Origin of the sequence: Clostridium moniliforme (genome assembly GCF_017873235.1) — a bacterium.
Classification (GTDB): domain Bacteria; phylum Bacillota; class Clostridia; order Clostridiales; family Clostridiaceae; genus Clostridium; species Clostridium moniliforme.
The window spans coordinates 41,897-57,341 of sequence record NZ_JAGGJZ010000004.1; the positions used below are offsets into that span (position 1 = coordinate 41,897).

30 protein-coding genes are annotated in these 15,445 nt (G+C 34.2%); all 30 read left to right on the forward strand.

Annotation, left to right across the window (positions count from 1 at the left end; genetic code table 11):
- Positions 1–64: 64 nt before the first annotated feature.
- Positions 65–1,258 (forward strand): elongation factor Tu, encoded by a 1,194-nt coding sequence (gene tuf, locus J2Z53_RS07625; RefSeq protein ID WP_209796846.1) that lies wholly within the window; start codon positions 65–67, stop codon positions 1,256–1,258.
- 443 nt (positions 1,259–1,701) lie between these two features.
- Positions 1,702–2,010 carry a 30S ribosomal protein S10 gene (gene rpsJ / locus J2Z53_RS07630; protein WP_021876938.1) on the forward strand — a complete coding sequence of 103 codons (309 nt, stop codon included), beginning with the start codon at positions 1,702–1,704 and terminating at the stop codon, positions 2,008–2,010.
- 77 nt (positions 2,011–2,087) lie between these two features.
- A complete protein-coding gene (gene rplC / locus J2Z53_RS07635; RefSeq protein ID WP_209796858.1) occupies positions 2,088–2,717 on the forward strand; it encodes a 50S ribosomal protein L3 in 630 nt (209 codons plus the stop codon).
- Between the two features lie 25 nt (positions 2,718–2,742).
- Positions 2,743–3,363 carry a 50S ribosomal protein L4 gene (gene rplD, locus J2Z53_RS07640; RefSeq protein WP_209796859.1) on the forward strand — a complete coding sequence of 207 codons (621 nt, stop codon included), beginning with the start codon at positions 2,743–2,745 and terminating at the stop codon, positions 3,361–3,363.
- Entirely contained in the window at positions 3,363–3,656 is a 294-nt protein-coding gene (gene rplW / locus J2Z53_RS07645) for a 50S ribosomal protein L23 (protein WP_209796861.1), read from the forward strand. Before rplD ends, rplW begins: the two co-directional genes overlap by 1 nt.
- 64 nt (positions 3,657–3,720) lie before the next feature.
- A complete protein-coding gene (rplB, locus tag J2Z53_RS07650; protein WP_209796862.1) occupies positions 3,721–4,554 on the forward strand; it encodes a 50S ribosomal protein L2 in 834 nt (277 codons plus the stop codon).
- 62 nt (positions 4,555–4,616) lie between these two features.
- On the forward strand, positions 4,617–4,892 hold the full coding sequence (gene rpsS, locus J2Z53_RS07655) for a 30S ribosomal protein S19 (protein ID WP_209796864.1): 276 nt from the start codon (positions 4,617–4,619) through the stop codon (positions 4,890–4,892).
- A 27-nt stretch (positions 4,893–4,919) separates the two neighbouring features.
- On the forward strand, positions 4,920–5,252 hold the full coding sequence (gene rplV / locus J2Z53_RS07660) for a 50S ribosomal protein L22 (RefSeq protein WP_209796866.1): 333 nt from the start codon (positions 4,920–4,922) through the stop codon (positions 5,250–5,252).
- Positions 5,253–5,271: 19 nt separating this feature from the next.
- Positions 5,272–5,937, forward strand: a complete 666-nt coding sequence (gene rpsC, locus J2Z53_RS07665; protein ID WP_209796867.1) for a 30S ribosomal protein S3 — start codon at positions 5,272–5,274, stop codon at positions 5,935–5,937.
- 23 nt (positions 5,938–5,960) lie between these two features.
- The gene (gene rplP, locus J2Z53_RS07670; RefSeq protein ID WP_209796869.1) at positions 5,961–6,395 is read left to right on the forward strand and encodes a 50S ribosomal protein L16; all 435 of its coding nucleotides are present in this window, start codon (positions 5,961–5,963) and stop codon (positions 6,393–6,395) included.
- Positions 6,395–6,607 carry a 50S ribosomal protein L29 gene (gene rpmC / locus J2Z53_RS07675; RefSeq protein WP_209796871.1) on the forward strand — a complete coding sequence of 71 codons (213 nt, stop codon included), beginning with the start codon at positions 6,395–6,397 and terminating at the stop codon, positions 6,605–6,607. The genes rplP and rpmC overlap by 1 nt, the downstream gene beginning before the upstream one ends.
- A gap of 22 nt (positions 6,608–6,629) precedes the next feature.
- Positions 6,630–6,884, forward strand: coding sequence for a 30S ribosomal protein S17 (gene rpsQ / locus J2Z53_RS07680; protein ID WP_209796874.1), 255 nt, complete (start codon positions 6,630–6,632; stop codon positions 6,882–6,884).
- Between the two features lie 32 nt (positions 6,885–6,916).
- Positions 6,917–7,285 carry a 50S ribosomal protein L14 gene (gene rplN, locus J2Z53_RS07685; protein ID WP_204596712.1) on the forward strand — a complete coding sequence of 123 codons (369 nt, stop codon included), beginning with the start codon at positions 6,917–6,919 and terminating at the stop codon, positions 7,283–7,285.
- Positions 7,286–7,301: 16 nt separating this feature from the next.
- Positions 7,302–7,616: a 50S ribosomal protein L24 gene (gene rplX, locus J2Z53_RS07690; RefSeq protein WP_209796876.1), complete on the forward strand. Its 315-nt coding sequence runs from the start codon at positions 7,302–7,304 to the stop codon at positions 7,614–7,616.
- A 22-nt stretch (positions 7,617–7,638) separates the two neighbouring features.
- A complete protein-coding gene (rplE, locus tag J2Z53_RS07695) occupies positions 7,639–8,178 on the forward strand; it encodes a 50S ribosomal protein L5 (protein WP_209796877.1) in 540 nt (179 codons plus the stop codon).
- Positions 8,179–8,193: 15 nt separating this feature from the next.
- Entirely contained in the window at positions 8,194–8,379 is a 186-nt protein-coding gene (locus J2Z53_RS07700; RefSeq protein ID WP_209796879.1) for a type Z 30S ribosomal protein S14, read from the forward strand.
- Positions 8,380–8,411: 32 nt separating this feature from the next.
- Positions 8,412–8,810 (forward strand): 30S ribosomal protein S8, encoded by a 399-nt coding sequence (gene rpsH / locus J2Z53_RS07705; protein ID WP_209796880.1) that lies wholly within the window; start codon positions 8,412–8,414, stop codon positions 8,808–8,810.
- Positions 8,811–8,874: 64 nt separating this feature from the next.
- On the forward strand, positions 8,875–9,414 hold the full coding sequence (rplF, locus tag J2Z53_RS07710) for a 50S ribosomal protein L6 (protein WP_209796882.1): 540 nt from the start codon (positions 8,875–8,877) through the stop codon (positions 9,412–9,414).
- Positions 9,415–9,437: 23 nt separating this feature from the next.
- The gene (gene rplR, locus J2Z53_RS07715) at positions 9,438–9,797 is read left to right on the forward strand and encodes a 50S ribosomal protein L18 (RefSeq protein WP_209796883.1); all 360 of its coding nucleotides are present in this window, start codon (positions 9,438–9,440) and stop codon (positions 9,795–9,797) included.
- Between the two features lie 19 nt (positions 9,798–9,816).
- Positions 9,817–10,314: a 30S ribosomal protein S5 gene (gene rpsE, locus J2Z53_RS07720; RefSeq protein ID WP_209796885.1), complete on the forward strand. Its 498-nt coding sequence runs from the start codon at positions 9,817–9,819 to the stop codon at positions 10,312–10,314.
- A 13-nt stretch (positions 10,315–10,327) separates the two neighbouring features.
- A complete protein-coding gene (rpmD, locus tag J2Z53_RS07725; RefSeq protein WP_209796887.1) occupies positions 10,328–10,507 on the forward strand; it encodes a 50S ribosomal protein L30 in 180 nt (59 codons plus the stop codon).
- A 22-nt stretch (positions 10,508–10,529) separates the two neighbouring features.
- Entirely contained in the window at positions 10,530–10,970 is a 441-nt protein-coding gene (gene rplO, locus J2Z53_RS07730) for a 50S ribosomal protein L15 (protein ID WP_209796888.1), read from the forward strand.
- 2 nt (positions 10,971–10,972) lie between these two features.
- Positions 10,973–12,250: a preprotein translocase subunit SecY gene (gene secY / locus J2Z53_RS07735; RefSeq protein WP_209796890.1), complete on the forward strand. Its 1,278-nt coding sequence runs from the start codon at positions 10,973–10,975 to the stop codon at positions 12,248–12,250.
- A 24-nt stretch (positions 12,251–12,274) separates the two neighbouring features.
- Positions 12,275–12,925 (forward strand): adenylate kinase, encoded by a 651-nt coding sequence (locus tag J2Z53_RS07740; RefSeq protein ID WP_209796892.1) that lies wholly within the window; start codon positions 12,275–12,277, stop codon positions 12,923–12,925.
- Positions 12,925–13,674, forward strand: coding sequence for a type I methionyl aminopeptidase (map, locus tag J2Z53_RS07745; protein ID WP_209796894.1), 750 nt, complete (start codon positions 12,925–12,927; stop codon positions 13,672–13,674). The genes J2Z53_RS07740 and map overlap by 1 nt, the downstream gene beginning before the upstream one ends.
- Before the next feature lie 78 nt (positions 13,675–13,752).
- A complete protein-coding gene (locus J2Z53_RS07750; RefSeq protein ID WP_209796896.1) occupies positions 13,753–14,034 on the forward strand; it encodes a KOW domain-containing RNA-binding protein in 282 nt (93 codons plus the stop codon).
- 7 nt (positions 14,035–14,041) lie between these two features.
- Entirely contained in the window at positions 14,042–14,260 is a 219-nt protein-coding gene (gene infA, locus J2Z53_RS07755; RefSeq protein WP_209797062.1) for a translation initiation factor IF-1, read from the forward strand.
- A 39-nt stretch (positions 14,261–14,299) separates the two neighbouring features.
- Entirely contained in the window at positions 14,300–14,413 is a 114-nt protein-coding gene (rpmJ, locus tag J2Z53_RS07760; RefSeq protein ID WP_003373491.1) for a 50S ribosomal protein L36, read from the forward strand.
- Between the two features lie 236 nt (positions 14,414–14,649).
- Positions 14,650–15,015, forward strand: a complete 366-nt coding sequence (gene rpsM, locus J2Z53_RS07765) for a 30S ribosomal protein S13 (protein ID WP_209796897.1) — start codon at positions 14,650–14,652, stop codon at positions 15,013–15,015.
- Positions 15,016–15,030: 15 nt separating this feature from the next.
- Positions 15,031–15,420, forward strand: a complete 390-nt coding sequence (gene rpsK / locus J2Z53_RS07770) for a 30S ribosomal protein S11 (protein ID WP_209796899.1) — start codon at positions 15,031–15,033, stop codon at positions 15,418–15,420.
- Positions 15,421–15,445 lie beyond the last annotated feature (25 nt).

The window sequence follows — 15,445 nt, forward strand, 5'->3', positions numbered from 1 at the left end:
TTAGATAGATATATATCGGTATAATAATGACAAAATGTCATTGTAATGAAGGAGGAATAAAACAATGTCAAAAGCAAAATTCGAAAGAAGTAAACCACACGTTAACATTGGAACAATAGGTCACGTAGACCATGGTAAGACAACATTAACAGCAGCTATTACAACAGTATTAGCAAACAAGGGATTCGCTGAATCATTCAAGTATGACGAAATTGATAAGGCACCAGAAGAAAAAGAAAGAGGAATCACAATCAACACAGCACACGTTGAGTATGAAACAGATAATAGACACTATGCTCACGTAGACTGCCCAGGACATGCTGACTACGTAAAGAACATGATCACAGGAGCAGCACAAATGGATGGAGCAATCTTAGTTGTATCAGCAGCAGATGGTCCAATGCCACAAACAAGAGAACATATTCTACTAGCATCAAGAGTTGGAGTTGACTATATCGTAGTATTCTTAAATAAAGCAGATATGGTTGATGATGAAGAATTACTTGAATTAGTAGAAATGGAAGTAAGAGAGTTATTAAGCGAATACAACTTCCCAGGAGATGATATTCCAGTAATAACAGGATCAGCATTAAAAGCATTAGAAAACCCAACAGATGAAGAAGCAACAAAATGCATAATGGAATTAATGGATGCAGTAGATAGCTACATTCCAACACCAGAAAGAGCAACAGATAAGCCATTCTTAATGCCAATCGAAGATGTATTCACAATCACTGGTAGAGGAACAGTTGCAACAGGAAGAGTTGAAAGAGGAGTACTACACATCGGAGACGAAGTAGAAATAGTAGGAATCAAAGACGAAACAAAGAAAACAGTTGTAACAGGAATAGAAATGTTCAGAAAGTTATTAGACGAAGCGCAAGCAGGAGATAACATAGGAGCATTATTAAGAGGAATTCAAAGAACAGAAATTGAAAGAGGTCAAGTATTGGCAAAACCTGGAACAGTAACACCACACAAGAAGTTCGTAGGTCAAGTATACGTACTTAAAAAAGAAGAAGGTGGAAGACATACTCCATTCTTTGATGGATACAGACCACAATTCTACTTCAGAACAACTGACGTAACAGGATCAATAAAATTACCAGATGGAATGGAAATGGTAATGCCAGGAGACCACATCGACATGAACGTTGAATTAATCACACCAGTAGCAATGGATGAAGGATTAAGATTCGCAATCAGAGAAGGTGGAAGAACAGTAGGTTCAGGAGTTGTTACTAAGATAGTTGAATAGTAATAATTTTATATAAATTAATTAAAGTAGTAAGGGAGACGTCCTTTACTACTTTTTGTTTATAGCAATAGAAAAAGTTTACAATAATATTAAGGAAATTACTTTAAAAAAATACTTGATATTTAATTAATTTACTATTAAAATAAAAAAAGCGAATTAATTCTAACGAAAAAAATTAAAAAAATAATTGTTTAATTATATATAAAATTTACTTGAAAAAGAAAAAAAATCATAGTATAATATAGAAGTTGTATAGCATGCGGCGATGAATCAAGAGGTTGCCGGACTTCCGGGTAATTCTTGATGAGTATGTCAGGATCTAGAATCCGACGACAGGGATTCTATAAGTTTTTCTAAAAGTTATGAAACACCAGGAACAGTTTATAGAAGAACCGCTGTTGTGCGTTAGAAGTAAAGCGTACATGAAAAGGAGGGAAACCAAGATGTCAAAACAAAAAATAAGAATCAGATTAAAAGCTTTTGATCACACTATATTAGATCAATCAGCAGAAAAAATTGTTGAAACTGCAAAGTCAACAGGAGCTAAGGTTGCAGGTCCAGTACCACTACCTACTGAAAAAGATGTTGTTACTATATTAAGAGCAGTTCACAAATATAAGGACTCTAGAGAACAATTCGAAATAAGAACTCACAAGAGACTTATAGATATCGTTAATCCATCACCAAAAACTGTTGATGCATTAATGAGATTAAATCTACCAGCAGGAGTAGATATCGAAATAAAGCTATAATAGCAAAATTATAATAAAGACATTGAACTATTAAGATTGCTTAGCAATCCGCTGATAAGTTTGGGAGGTGTAAATACATGAAAAAAGCTATAATTGGTAAGAAAATAGGAATGACTCAAATTTTTGATGAAAATGGAAAGGTAATTCCAGTAACAGTTGTAGAAGCAGGTCCATGTGTTGTAACTCAAAAGAAAACTGTTGAAAAAGACGGTTATGATGCAATACAAGTTGGCTTTGGAGAAGTAAGAGAAAAGTTACTTAATAAGCCAGCAAAGGGACACTTCGCAAAAGCAGGAGTTTCATTAAGAAGAACTCTTAAAGAATTCAGATTAGAAGATACTAGTGCATATGAAGTAGGTCAAGAAATAAAGGCTGACATATTTGCAGTAGGAGATAAAGTAGATGTATCAGGAGTTTCTAAAGGTAAGGGATTCCAAGGTGTTATTAAGAGATGGAACCAACAAAGAGGACCAATGACTCACGGTTCAAAATTCAAGAGAGCACCAGGTTCAATGGGAGCTGCTTCAGACCCATCAAGAACATTCAAAAACAAGAAGATGCCAGGACATATGGGAGCTGTTAACACTACAGTATTAAACTTAGAAGTAGTTAAAGTAATAGCTGATAAGAACCTAATATTAATTAAGGGTGGAATACCAGGTCCAAATAAGAGCAAAGTAGTAATAAGAAATACAGTAAAGGCTTAATTTCTTAAGGAAAGGAGGAAGCAGGATGCCTACAGTAGGATTATTTAATAAAGAAGGTAAACAAGTTGGAGATTTCCAATTAAACGAAAATATATTCGCAGTTGAAATAAATGAAAATGCTATGCACCAAGTTGTTGTTGCATTATTAGCAAACAAGAGACAAGGAACTCAATCAGCTAAAACAAGAGCTGAAGTTAGAGGAGGCGGAATCAAGCCTTGGAGACAAAAAGGAACTGGTAGAGCAAGACAAGGTTCAATCAGAGCTCCACAATGGATCAAAGGTGGTATTGTATTCGCACCAAAGCCAAGAGACTATAGAATGGCTATACCAAAGAGTATGAAGAGAGTTGCTATGAGATCAGCTTTATCAACTAAAGTTCAAGACGGACAAATGGTTGTTGTTGAAGATTTAGCATTCGATTCAATTAAGACTAAAAATGTAGTTAACATGCTAAAAGCAATGGAAGCAAAGAAGACTTTAATAATAACAGCTGAATCAAATGAAGTTGTTTATAAGTCAGCTAGAAACATTGAAGGAGTAGCAGTTATCCCTGCAAACAACATCAACGTTTATGATTTACTTAAGTTTGAAAAAGTAGTTATGACTAAAGATGCTGTATCAAAGATTGAGGAGGTGTACGCATAATGAATTTAACAAGCCATGATATCATAAGAAAGCCTGTTATCACTGAAAAGAGTATGGCAGCAATGGCAGAAAATAAGTACACTTTCATAGTTCACATTAGTGCTAATAAATCTCAAATAAAGAGAGCTGTTGAAGAAGTTTTCAATGTTAAAGTTGAAAATGTAACAACTAGCAGAACTATGGGAAAAACTAAGAGAATGGGCGTACATGTAGGAAAGAGATCTGACTACAAGAAAGCTATCGTTACATTAGCTGAAGGTAGCACTATTGAGTTCTTTGAAGGAATGCAATAGACGTCAATAAGGTGATTTATTGGTGCTTATGCACCAGATAAGCTGAAAGAAGGAGGGAAATTAAATGGCAGTTAAAAAATTTAGACCTATGACACCATCAAGAAGAAATATGACTATGCCAACATTTGAAGAAATAACTACAGATGCTCCAGAAAAGTCATTATTAGTTTCTTTAAAGAAAACTGGTGGTAGAAATGCACAAGGTAAAATAACTGTAAGACACCATGGTGGTGGTGCTAAGAGAAAGTACAGAATAATTGATTTCAAGAGAAATAAGGATGGTATTGAAGCAAAAGTTGCTACAATAGAATACGATCCAAATAGATCAGCATATATTGCATTAGTTGTATACGCAGATGGAGAGAAGAGATACATAATTGCTCCAGCAGGATTAAAAGTTGGTGATAAAATTGTATCAGGACCAGATGCTGATATAAAACCAGGTAATACATTACCATTATTAAACATGCCAGTTGGTACATTTGTACACAATATAGAGTTACAAGTTGGAAAAGGAGCTCAATTAGTAAGAGCTGCTGGTGGATCAGCACAATTAATGGCTAAAGAAGGTAAGTATGCTACATTAAGACTACCTTCAGGAGAAATGAGATACGTTAGAATAGAATGTAGAGCTACAGTTGGTACTGTATCAAATTCAACTAATGAAATTGTTAAACTAGGTAAAGCTGGAAGAAAGAGACACATGGGAATTAGACCTACAGTTAGAGGTTCTGTAATGAACCCTAATGATCACCCTCACGGTGGTGGAGAAGGTAAGTCTCCAGTAGGTAGACCAAGTCCAATGACTCCATGGGGTAAACCAGCTCTTGGATACAAGACTAGAAAGAATAAGAAATACTCAGATAAACTAATTATCAAGGGTAGAAATAAGAAGTAGTTTGAAGAGAATATTAATTCTCTTCAAGGCTAAAGCCTAAGAAATGAAGGGAGGCAAATATAGTGAGTAGATCAATCAAAAAAGGACCTTTCGTCCATGCTGGACTTTTAAAGAAAATAGAAGAAATGAATGCTAATGGTGAGCACAAAGTTGTTAAGACTTGGTCAAGAAGTTCAACAATTTTTCCTCAAATGATAGGACACACAATAGCTGTTCATGATGGAAGAAAGCATATCCCAGTTTATATTTCAGAGGATATGGTAGGACACAAACTAGGTGAGTTTTCACTAACTAGAACATACAGAGGACATGATGATAAATCATCAAAAAGAAAGTAGTAGAGAGCCTGGAAAGGAGGATCATAAATGGAAGCTAGAGCTATAGCTAAATATGTAAGAATGTCTCCAATAAAGGTAGGAGCTGTTCTTGATTTAATAAGAGGAAAAGACGTAAAAGAAGCAAGTGCTATTTTACAATACACTCCAAGAGAAGCTGCAGTGGCAATCAACAAGGTGTTAAAATCAGCTGTTGCAAATGCTGAAAATAATCATGGATTAGATGCTGATAGATTATTTGTAGCAGAAGCATATGTAGGTCAAGGTCCTATACTAAAGAGATTTAGACCAATGGATCATGGTAAAGCATTTAGAATAAACAAGAGAACAAGTAACATAACACTAGTTGTTAAAGAAAGATAGAAGAAGGAGGGAAATCGAAGTGGGTCAAAAAGTACATCCTCACGGACTTAGAGTAGGTGTTATCAAAGGATGGGATGCAAAATGGTATGCAAATAAGAAAGATTTTGCTGACAATCTAATAGAAGATAACAAGATTAGAGAATTTGTAAAAAAAGATCTTTTTTCAGCTGGAATTTCAAAGATTGAAATTGAAAGAGCTGCTAAGAGAGTTAAGTTAAATATATATACTGCTAAACCAGGTGTTGTAATCGGAAAAGGCGGTGCAGGTATAGAAACTTTAAAGAAGAAATTAACAAGTTTCGTACCAGGAAAAAATATTTTAATAAATATAGTTGAAGTTAAAAATGTTGAAGCAGATGCTCAATTAATGGCTGAAAACATTGCAGCACAACTAGAAAAGAGAATTTCATTCAGAAGAGCTATGAAGCAAGTTATTCAAAGAGGAATGAAGCAAGGAGTTAAGGGAGTTAAGACTGCTTGTTCAGGAAGACTTGGTGGAGCTGAAATAGCTAGAACTGAGCAATATCATGAAGGTACAATTCCACTACAAACTTTAAGAGCAGATATAGACTATGGATTTGCAGAAGCAGATACAACTTACGGAAAAATCGGAGTTAAAGTTTGGGTTTATAATGGAGAAGTTCTTCCAACTAAGAAAGTTGAAAAGGAAGAAGCTAACGCATAAGAGTAAGAAAGGAGGAATAAATCATGTTAATGCCTAAAAGAGTAAAGCATCGTAAGGTACAACGTGGTAGAATGAAAGGTAAAGCAACAAGAGGAAATTTCCTTGCTTATGGAGATTTCGGTATTCAAGCTACTACTTGTGCATGGATCACAAGTAACCAAATAGAAGCTGCCAGAATTGCTATAAATAGATATATAAAAAGAGGAGGAAAACTTTGGATAAAGATTTTCCCAGATAAGCCAGTTACTGCAACACCTGCTGAAACTAGAATGGGTAAAGGTAAAGGAGCAGTAGAATACTGGGTAGCAGTAGTTAAACCAGGTAGAGTATTATTTGAATTATCTGGAGTTAATGAAGAAGTTGCAAGAGAAGCTATGAGACTTGCATCACACAAGCTTCCTGTAAGAACTAAGTTCGTTACAAGAAGAGATTTTGAGGAAATGGGTGGTGAAGAATAATGAAGGCTAGAGAATTAAAAGAATTAAGAGCAAGTAATCCTCAAGATTTAAAAAATAAATTAGGAGAACTTAAGGCTGAATTATTCAACTTAAGATTCCAATTAGCTACAGGACAATTAGAAAATCCTATGAGAATAAGAGAAGTAAAGAAATCTATAGCCCAAATAAAAACCATCTTAAGACAAGAAGAGTTAAGGGTTGTTGAACAGTAAATCTGGAAGGAGGTAAGCCTTAATGGAAAGAGGACTAAGAAAAAAGAAAATCGGTAGAGTTGTTTCTGATAAAATGGATAAAACTATCGTAGTTGCTATTGAAACTAAAGTAAGACATCCACTATACGGAAAAACTGTTAACAGAACTACTAAGTTCAAAGCTCATGATGAAAATAATGAAGCAAAAGTTAATGATAGAGTATTAATAATGGAAACAAGACCTTTATCAAAAGATAAGAGATGGAGACTTGTTGAAATAGTTGAAAAAGCTAAATAATATGGCTTAAAGACTGAAAGGAGGGTAATCTAATGATACAACAACAAACTAGATTAAAAGTTGCTGACAACTCAGGAGCAAAAGAGATAATGTGCATCAGAGTGTTAGGCGGATCTAAGAGAAAGTACGGTAACATTGGAGATATAATAGTTGCCAGCGTTAAAAGTGCAACACCAGGCGGAGTTGTTAAAAAAGGTGACGTTGTTAAAGCGGTTATTGTTAGATCAGTAAAAGGAATAAGAAGAGCAGACGGTTCATATGTAAGATTTGATGAAAATGCTGCTGTTATAATAAAAGATGATAAGCAACCAAGAGGAACACGTATCTTTGGACCTGTTGCTAGGGAGCTAAGAGATAAAGAATTTAATAAAATATTATCATTAGCACCAGAAGTTCTATAATAAGGAGGTGGCTGACTTGAAAATACATGTAAGAAAGAACGACACAGTTGTAGTTATATCAGGAAAAGATAAAGGCAAAACAGGTGAAGTTTTAAAAGTATACCCAAAAACTGGTAAAGTACTAGTTCAAGGAGTTAATATAGTAAAGAAGCACCAAAAGGCAAGTAGAACTCAAGCTGAAAGTGCTATAATTGAAAAAGAAGCTGCAATAAACAGCTCAAAGGTAATGTTATATTGTACAAAGTGCAAAAAAGCTACTAGAATTAGCAACAGAATATTAGAAGATGGTGCTAAGGTTAGAGTATGCAAGAAGTGCGGAGAAACATTCTAGAAAGTGAAAGGAGGTTAACAATATGACAAGACTTCAAGAAAAGTATGAAAAAGAAATAATTCCGGCTATGATGGAAAAGTTCGGATATAAAAATATAATGCAAGTTCCAAGACTTGAAAAGATAGTAATCAACATGGGTGTTGGTGAAGCTAAAGATAACCAAAAAGTTTTAGAATCAGCTGTTAGTGATTTAACATTAATATCAGGTCAAAAGCCAATATTAACAAGAGCTAAAAAATCAGTTGCTAACTTCAAGATTAGAGAAAACATGGCATTAGGATGTAAAGTTACATTAAGAAAAGCAAATATGTATGAATTTGCTGATAAGTTAATGTCAATTGCTTTACCAAGAGTTAGAGATTTCAGAGGAATTTCAGCAAAATCATTTGATGGTAGAGGAAATTACTCATTAGGAATTAAAGAACAATTAATATTCCCAGAAATAGAGTACGATAAGATCGACAAAGTAAGAGGAATGGATATAATCTTCGTTACAACTGCAAATACTGACGAAGAAGCAAGAGAATTATTAAGATTCCTTGGAATGCCATTTGCTCAATAATAAGGAGGGGTATCTATGGCACGTAAAGCGATAATAGAAAAGTGGAGTAAAGCTCCTAAATACAAGACAAGAGCTTATACTAGATGTAGAATATGTGGAAGACCACATTCTGTATTAAAGAAATTCGGTATATGCCGTATCTGTTTCAGAGAACTTGCATATAAAGGCCAAATCCCTGGTTGCAAAAAAGCAAGTTGGTAATACTGAAGATATAGTGAAAGGAGGCACATTAAATGGTTATGACAGATCCTATAGCAGATTTGCTAACTCGTATAAGAAACGCAAATGCTGTTAAACATGAAGTAGTAGAGGTACCTTCTTCAACCGTAAAGAAGGCCGTTTCAAATATATTATTACAAGAAGGATACATCAAAGAAATTGATGAATACAATGATGGAGTAGTTCCAATGTTAAGAATAACTCTTAAATATGGAGCTAACAATGAAAGAGTAATAACTGGATTAAAGAGAATATCAAAACCAGGATTAAGAGTATATTGCAAAAAGGATGAAACTCCAAAGGTTCTTAATGGTTTAGGAATCGCTGTTATTTCAACTTCAAAAGGAATAATGGTAGATAGAGAAGCTAGAAAGAATGGCGTAGGTGGAGAAGTTCTTTGCTACGTTTGGTAGTATTTAAATAAATTAAGCAATAAGTTAAATATATGCATTTTAAAGAAATACAGGAGGTGCAATTATGTCAAGAGTAGGTAGATTACCAATAGCTATACCTGCTGGCGTAACTGTTACAGTAACACCAGATAACGTTGTTACTGTAAAAGGACCTAAGGGTGAGCTAGTAGAAGCTATGCACAAAGACATTAACATCGCAGTTGAAAACAACGAAATAGTTGTAACTAGACCTAGTGATAATAAAGAGCATAGAGCTCTTCATGGATTAACAAGAGCACTTATAAACAACATGGTTGAAGGAGTTGAAAAAGGATTCCAAAAGACTCTAATCCTAAACGGTGTTGGTTATAGAGCTCAAAAGCAAGGAAATAAACTTGTAATGAACCTTGGATATTCACATCCAGTTGAAATAGAAGCAATGGAAGGTGTTGAATTTGAAACACCTGAAGCTACAAAGGTAGTTGTTAAAGGAATCAACAAGCAAAAAGTTGGAGAAGCAGCTGCTAAGATCAGATCATGGAGAAAACCAGAACCATATAAGGGTAAAGGTATAAGATATGAAGATGAAGTGATCAGACGTAAAGAAGGTAAGACTGGTAAGTAATAAAAGAAAGGAGTGAGCTTTATATGTTCAAGAAAGCAGACAGAAAAGCTAGCAGAAAGAGACGTCACCTAAGAGTGCGTAAGAAAGTTTTCGGTACTCCTGAAAGACCAAGACTTTCAGTATACAGAAGTGAAAAGAATATATATGCACAAATAATTGATGATATAAACGCTGTAACATTAGTTGCTGCTTCAAGCTTAGATAAAGAATTCGAAGCTAAAGGTGGAAACAAAGAAGGCGCTAAAGTAGTAGGCGAATTAGTTGCTAAGAAAGCCGCTGATAAAGGAATAACAGAAGTTGTTTTCGATAGAGGTGGATTCGTATACCACGGAAGAGTTAAATCATTAGCTGAAGGTGCTAGAGAAGCAGGCTTAAAATTCTAAGAAACGAGGAGGGAAATAAATGAGAATCGATCCTAGTACACTAGACCTTAAGGAAAAGGTTGTTAACATAAACAGAGTTACTAAGGTTGTTAAAGGTGGTAGAAACTTCAGATTCGCAGCGCTAGTTGTTGTTGGAGACGAGAACGGACACGTTGGAGTTGGAATGGGAAAATCTATCGAAATACCAGAAGCAATCAAAAAGGGAATAGAAGATGCTAAGAAAAATCTAGTAAAAGTTTCAATGGTTGAAACTACTATTCCTCATGAAATACACGGTAAATTTGGAACAGGAGATGTTCTTATAATGCCAGCTAAAGAAGGTACAGGAGTTATTGCTGGAGGTCCAGCTAGAATTGTATTAGAATTAGCAGGAATTAAGGATGTTAGAGCTAAATCATTAGGTTCAAACAATCCTAATAATATGGTTAAAGCAACAATCAATGGATTAGCAAACTTAAGAACAGCTGAAGAAATAGCTAAATTAAGAGGAAAATCTGTTGAGGAAATATTAGGTTAGGAGGGGAAATTGCATGGCTAAGTTAAGAATTACATTAGTAAAGAGCTTAATCGGTAGAAAGAAAGACCATATCGCTACAGCAAATGCCCTTGGACTTAAAAAAATAGGTAAAACAGTAGAGCATGAGGGAACTCCTCAAATAAACGGTATGATTAATAAGATAAGCTACATGTTAAAAGTAGAAGAAGTATAAAAAAGAGGAGGTGTACTGAGTTATGAAACTTCATGAATTAAAGCCAGCAGCTGGAAGCAGAAAGGCTCCTAAGAGAGTTGGAAGAGGAACTGGTTCAGGTTTAGGAAGAAACGCTGGTAAAGGTGAAAAAGGACAAAACGCTAGATCAGGCGGTGGAGTTAGACCAGGATTCGAAGGGGGTCAAATGCCATTATATAGAAGACTTCCTAAGAGAGGATTTAATAACATCTTCGCTAAAAAGATCGTTAGCATAAATGTAGATAGATTAAATATTTTTGAAAATGGAACAGAAGTTACTCCAGAAGTATTATTAGAAAGAAGAGTTATTTCTAAAGTAATGGATGGAGTTAAGATTCTTGGAAACGGAAACTTAGAAAAGAACTTAACTGTTAAAGGATGCAAGTTCTCAAAATCTGCTATCGAAAAAATCGAAGCAGCTGGAGGAAAAGTTGAGGTGAAATAAGAATGCTATCAACCCTACGTAATGCCTGGAAGGTACCTGAACTGAGAAAGAAATTTTACTGGACAATATTTTTAGTGGCAATCTTTAGGATGGGAAGTCATATTCCTGTTCCTGGGATTAGCGCTGACTATTTAAAGGGAATGACTCAATCAGGGAACTTAATGGGTTTCTATGATTTAATATCAGGAGGAGCCTTTAGTAGATTTAGTATTTTTGCTCTTGGTGTAATGCCATACATTAATGCATCAATTATAATGCAGTTATTAACTATAGCAATACCTTCATTAGAACAACTTCAAAAAGAAGGCGAAGAAGGTAGAAAAAAGATACAAAATGCCACTAGGTATGTATCAATTGTTATATCTGTAATTCTTGCATTTGGAATGTATGCTACAATTTCTCAAATGGGAGCAACAATAGGTATGAAAACTGTACAAATGATAGTAGTCATACTAGCCTTAGTTGTTGGATCAACCTTCTGTATGTGGTTAGGAGATCAGATTACTGTTAAAGGATTTGGAAATGGTGTATCAATTCTAATCTTTGTAAATATAGTTTCAAGGTTGCCAATCACAGTTAAGTCTATGTTGATATTAGAAAACTCAGGAGAAATTAGTGTTGTTGAAATAGCACTATTCTTAGTATTTGCTATAGCAGCACTTGCTGGAGTAGTATATTTTTCACTTGCAGAAAGAAGAATTCCTGTTCAATATGCAGGAAAAGCAGTTGGTAATAAGATGATGAAGGGTGAATCAACTCACATTCCTTTAAGTATAGTTGGATCTGCTGTTATAGCGATTATATTCTCTATGTCAGTAATGCAATTTTTACCAACAATTGCTGGATTCTTTCCACAACATGAATGGGCAAAATGGGTTACAAGTAGCCCAACGAGTGTATTTAATAGTAAGACTTGGATGTATCCAGTAGTATACTCACTATTAACTATATTCTTTAATTGGTTCTATACACAGGTTACATTTAAGCCTGATGAAATGTCAGAAAACTTAAATAAATCTGCTGGATTTATTCCAGGTATAAGACCAGGTGAGCCTACAACAGCATATTTCGAAAGTATTCTTAATAGAATATCTTTCATTGGAGGAATATTTGCAGCATTATTAGCTGTTACACCAATAATCATAGATAACTATACTTCATTCAAAGGAATACAATTTGGGGGAACAGCACTTCTTATTATAGTTAGTGTTGCTCTAGATTTCACAAGAAAGCTAGAATCACAAATGATAATGAGACACTATAAAGGATTTCTTAAATAAGATTAAATAATGGAGATGATGCCCGTGAAGATTATTTTATTAGGTCCTCCTGGAGCAGGAAAAGGAACACAGGCAAAATCAATTAGTAATAGATATTCAATACCTCATATTTCAACAGGAGATATTTTTAGAAAGAACATTTCTGGAAATACTCCATTAGGAATAGAGGCAAAGAAGTACATGGATAACGGACAGTTAGTACCTGATACAGTTACTATAAACATGGTTAATGATAGACTTCAAGAAGAAGATTGTAAAAATGGATATTTACTTGATGGATTTCCAAGAACAGTTGCTCAAGCTGAAGCACTACAAGAATTTTTAGATAGTAGAAACGAAAGCTTAGATACAGCATTATGTATAGAAGTTCAAAATGAGTTTATACTTGAAAGAATGACTGGAAGAAGAGTTTGTCCATCATGTGGAGCAAGTTATCATGTTAAATTTAACCCACCAGCGGTTGAAGGAAAATGTGATCTTTGTGGAAGTGATTTAATACAAAGAAAAGACGATACAGAAGAAACTGTAAAGGAAAGACTTGATGTATATGAAAAACAAACACAACCACTAATTGATTTTTATAGAGATAAAAATTTACTTTCAACAGTTGACGGAACTAAAGCAATCAATGAAGTATTTGAAAGTATTTGTGAAATTTTAGGAAGCGCTAAATAATGATTTTTACAAAAGACGATTTAGCACTTGCTGCAATGAGAAAAGCAGGAAAAATAGTAGGAGAAACATTACTACTATTAGAAAATAAGATTAAGCCAGGTATAAGCACTGGGGAATTGGACAGAATAGCAGAAGAGTTCATAATTGGTAAGGGAGCTAAACCATCCTTTAAAGGGTTGTATGGATTTCCTAAAACATTATGTATTTCTGTAAACAACCAAGTAGTTCATGGTATACCAGGAGACTATATATTAAAAGAAGGAGACATAGTTAGTATAGACTGTGGAGCTTTCGTAGATGGTTTCCATGGAGATGCGGCTAGAACTTTTCCAGTAGGTAAAGTTTCTGAAAATGCAGAAAGACTTATACAAGTAACAAGAGATTGTTTCTTTGAGGGAATTAAATTCGCTCAAATTGGTAATAGATTAACAGATATATCACATGCCATACAAAAATATGTTGAAGCAAATGGATTTTCAATTGTTAAGACTTTTGTAGGACACGGGATAGGCAGAGATCTACATGAAGATCCTGAAGTACCAAACTTCGGAAGACCAGGTAAAGGTCCAATGCTTACAAAGGGCATGGCTTTAGCTATAGAGCCAATGGTTAATGAAGGATCCTTTAGAGTAAGAACTTTAAAAGATAATTGGACGGTTGTAACAAGTGATGGAAGCCTATCAGCACATTACGAAAATACAGTTGCAATTTTACCAGATGGTCCCGAAATACTAACACTAGTTAAATAAAAGTGTTGCTTAGTTATAAATTTGCAAAGTATTATTACATGCTTATTTATTACTAAGGTAATCATCGAGGTGAAAAATTTGCAAAACAATGACTTGATTGGGAAAGTGGTACTTTCTCTAGCTGGTAGAGATAAAGATCATTTATATGTAGTAATAAATGTATTTGATGATCAATATGTATTGCTTGCAAATGGTGATACTAAAAGGATCAATAAACCTAAGAAAAAGAAGGTTAAGCATTTAGATTTCTTAGAAAATATAGATGAAGAAATAAGATCAGCCATAATCAGTGAGAGAAAAGATACTGACTTAAAAATTAAGAGATTTTTAAAATTAAGAGGCATTGTTAAGGAGGGTTGATTACCTTATGTCAAAAGATGATGTTATAGAAATGCAAGGAGTCGTTTTAGAATCCTTACCAAACGCTAACTTCCAAGTTGAACTTGAAAGTGGGCACGTAATTCTAGCACATATATCAGGAAAATTAAGAATGAACTTCATAAGAATTTTACCTGGAGATAAAGTTACAGTGGAACTTTCTCCATATGACTTAACAAAGGGTAGAATTACTTGGAGAGCAAAATAAGATAGAAAAATCTATCAAATATTACAAGGAGGGTTAGCGATGAAAGTAAGACCATCAGTTAAGCCTATTTGCGAAAAGTGCAAAGTAATTAAAAGAAAAGGAAGAGTAATGGTAATCTGTGAAAATCCAAAGCACAAGCAAAAACAAGGCTAATATAAATAAATATTAGACAAAAAATACAAATTAGGTATTTAAAATTTATTGACTTTTTTGTCAAAGTCACATATCATTATATAGGCATTTAATTAAATAATTAGATTTTAGGAGCGGCTGATAATAGAGAACAAATTCTCTATTAACCTAAAATTTTATTATATATATATTATATTTTTGATATTCAAAAATAATAAACTTTTAGGCATTTCAATTACCAGGAGGTGTAAATTTTAATGGCAAGAATAGCAGGTGTAGACCTACCAAGAGAAAAAAGAGTTGAAATAGGTTTAACTTATATTTATGGAATAGGATTACCTACTTCACATAAGATATTAGACGTTACAGGTATAAATCCTGATACAAGAGTTAAGGATTTAACTGAAGATGAAGTAAACGCACTAAGAACTTATATTAAGGAACTTACAATAGAAGGTGACTTAAGAAGAGAAGTAGCTTTAAACATCAAGAGATTAGTAGAAATCGGATGTTATAGAGGAATTAGACATAGAAAAGGTCTTCCAGTAAGAGGACAAAAAACTAAAACTAATGCGAGAACAAGAAAAGGTCCTAAGAAGACTATCGCAAATAAGAAGAAGTAGTTAGGAGGGAAAGCAATGGCAAAGGTTAAAAAGACTAGAAGAAAAAAAGATAGAAAAAATGTTGAGCATGGTGCTGCACACATCAAGTCAACTTTTAACAATTCAATAGTTACTTTAACAGACGCACAAGGAAATGCGTTATCATGGTCAAGTGCTGGAGCTCTAGGTTTCAGAGGATCAAGAAAGAGTACTCCATTTGCAGCTCAAATGGCAGCAGAAACTGCAAGTAAGGCAGCAATGGAACATGGTTTAAAGAGCATTGAAGTATATGTAAAGGGACCAGGAGCTGGAAGAGAAGCAGCTATAAGATCTTTACAAGCAGCAGGATTAGAAGTAACTTTAATTAAAGATGTTACTCCAATCCCACACAATGGATGTAGACCACCAAAAAGAAGAAGAGTCTAGTATTTGATTCATACAGGAGGTGTAA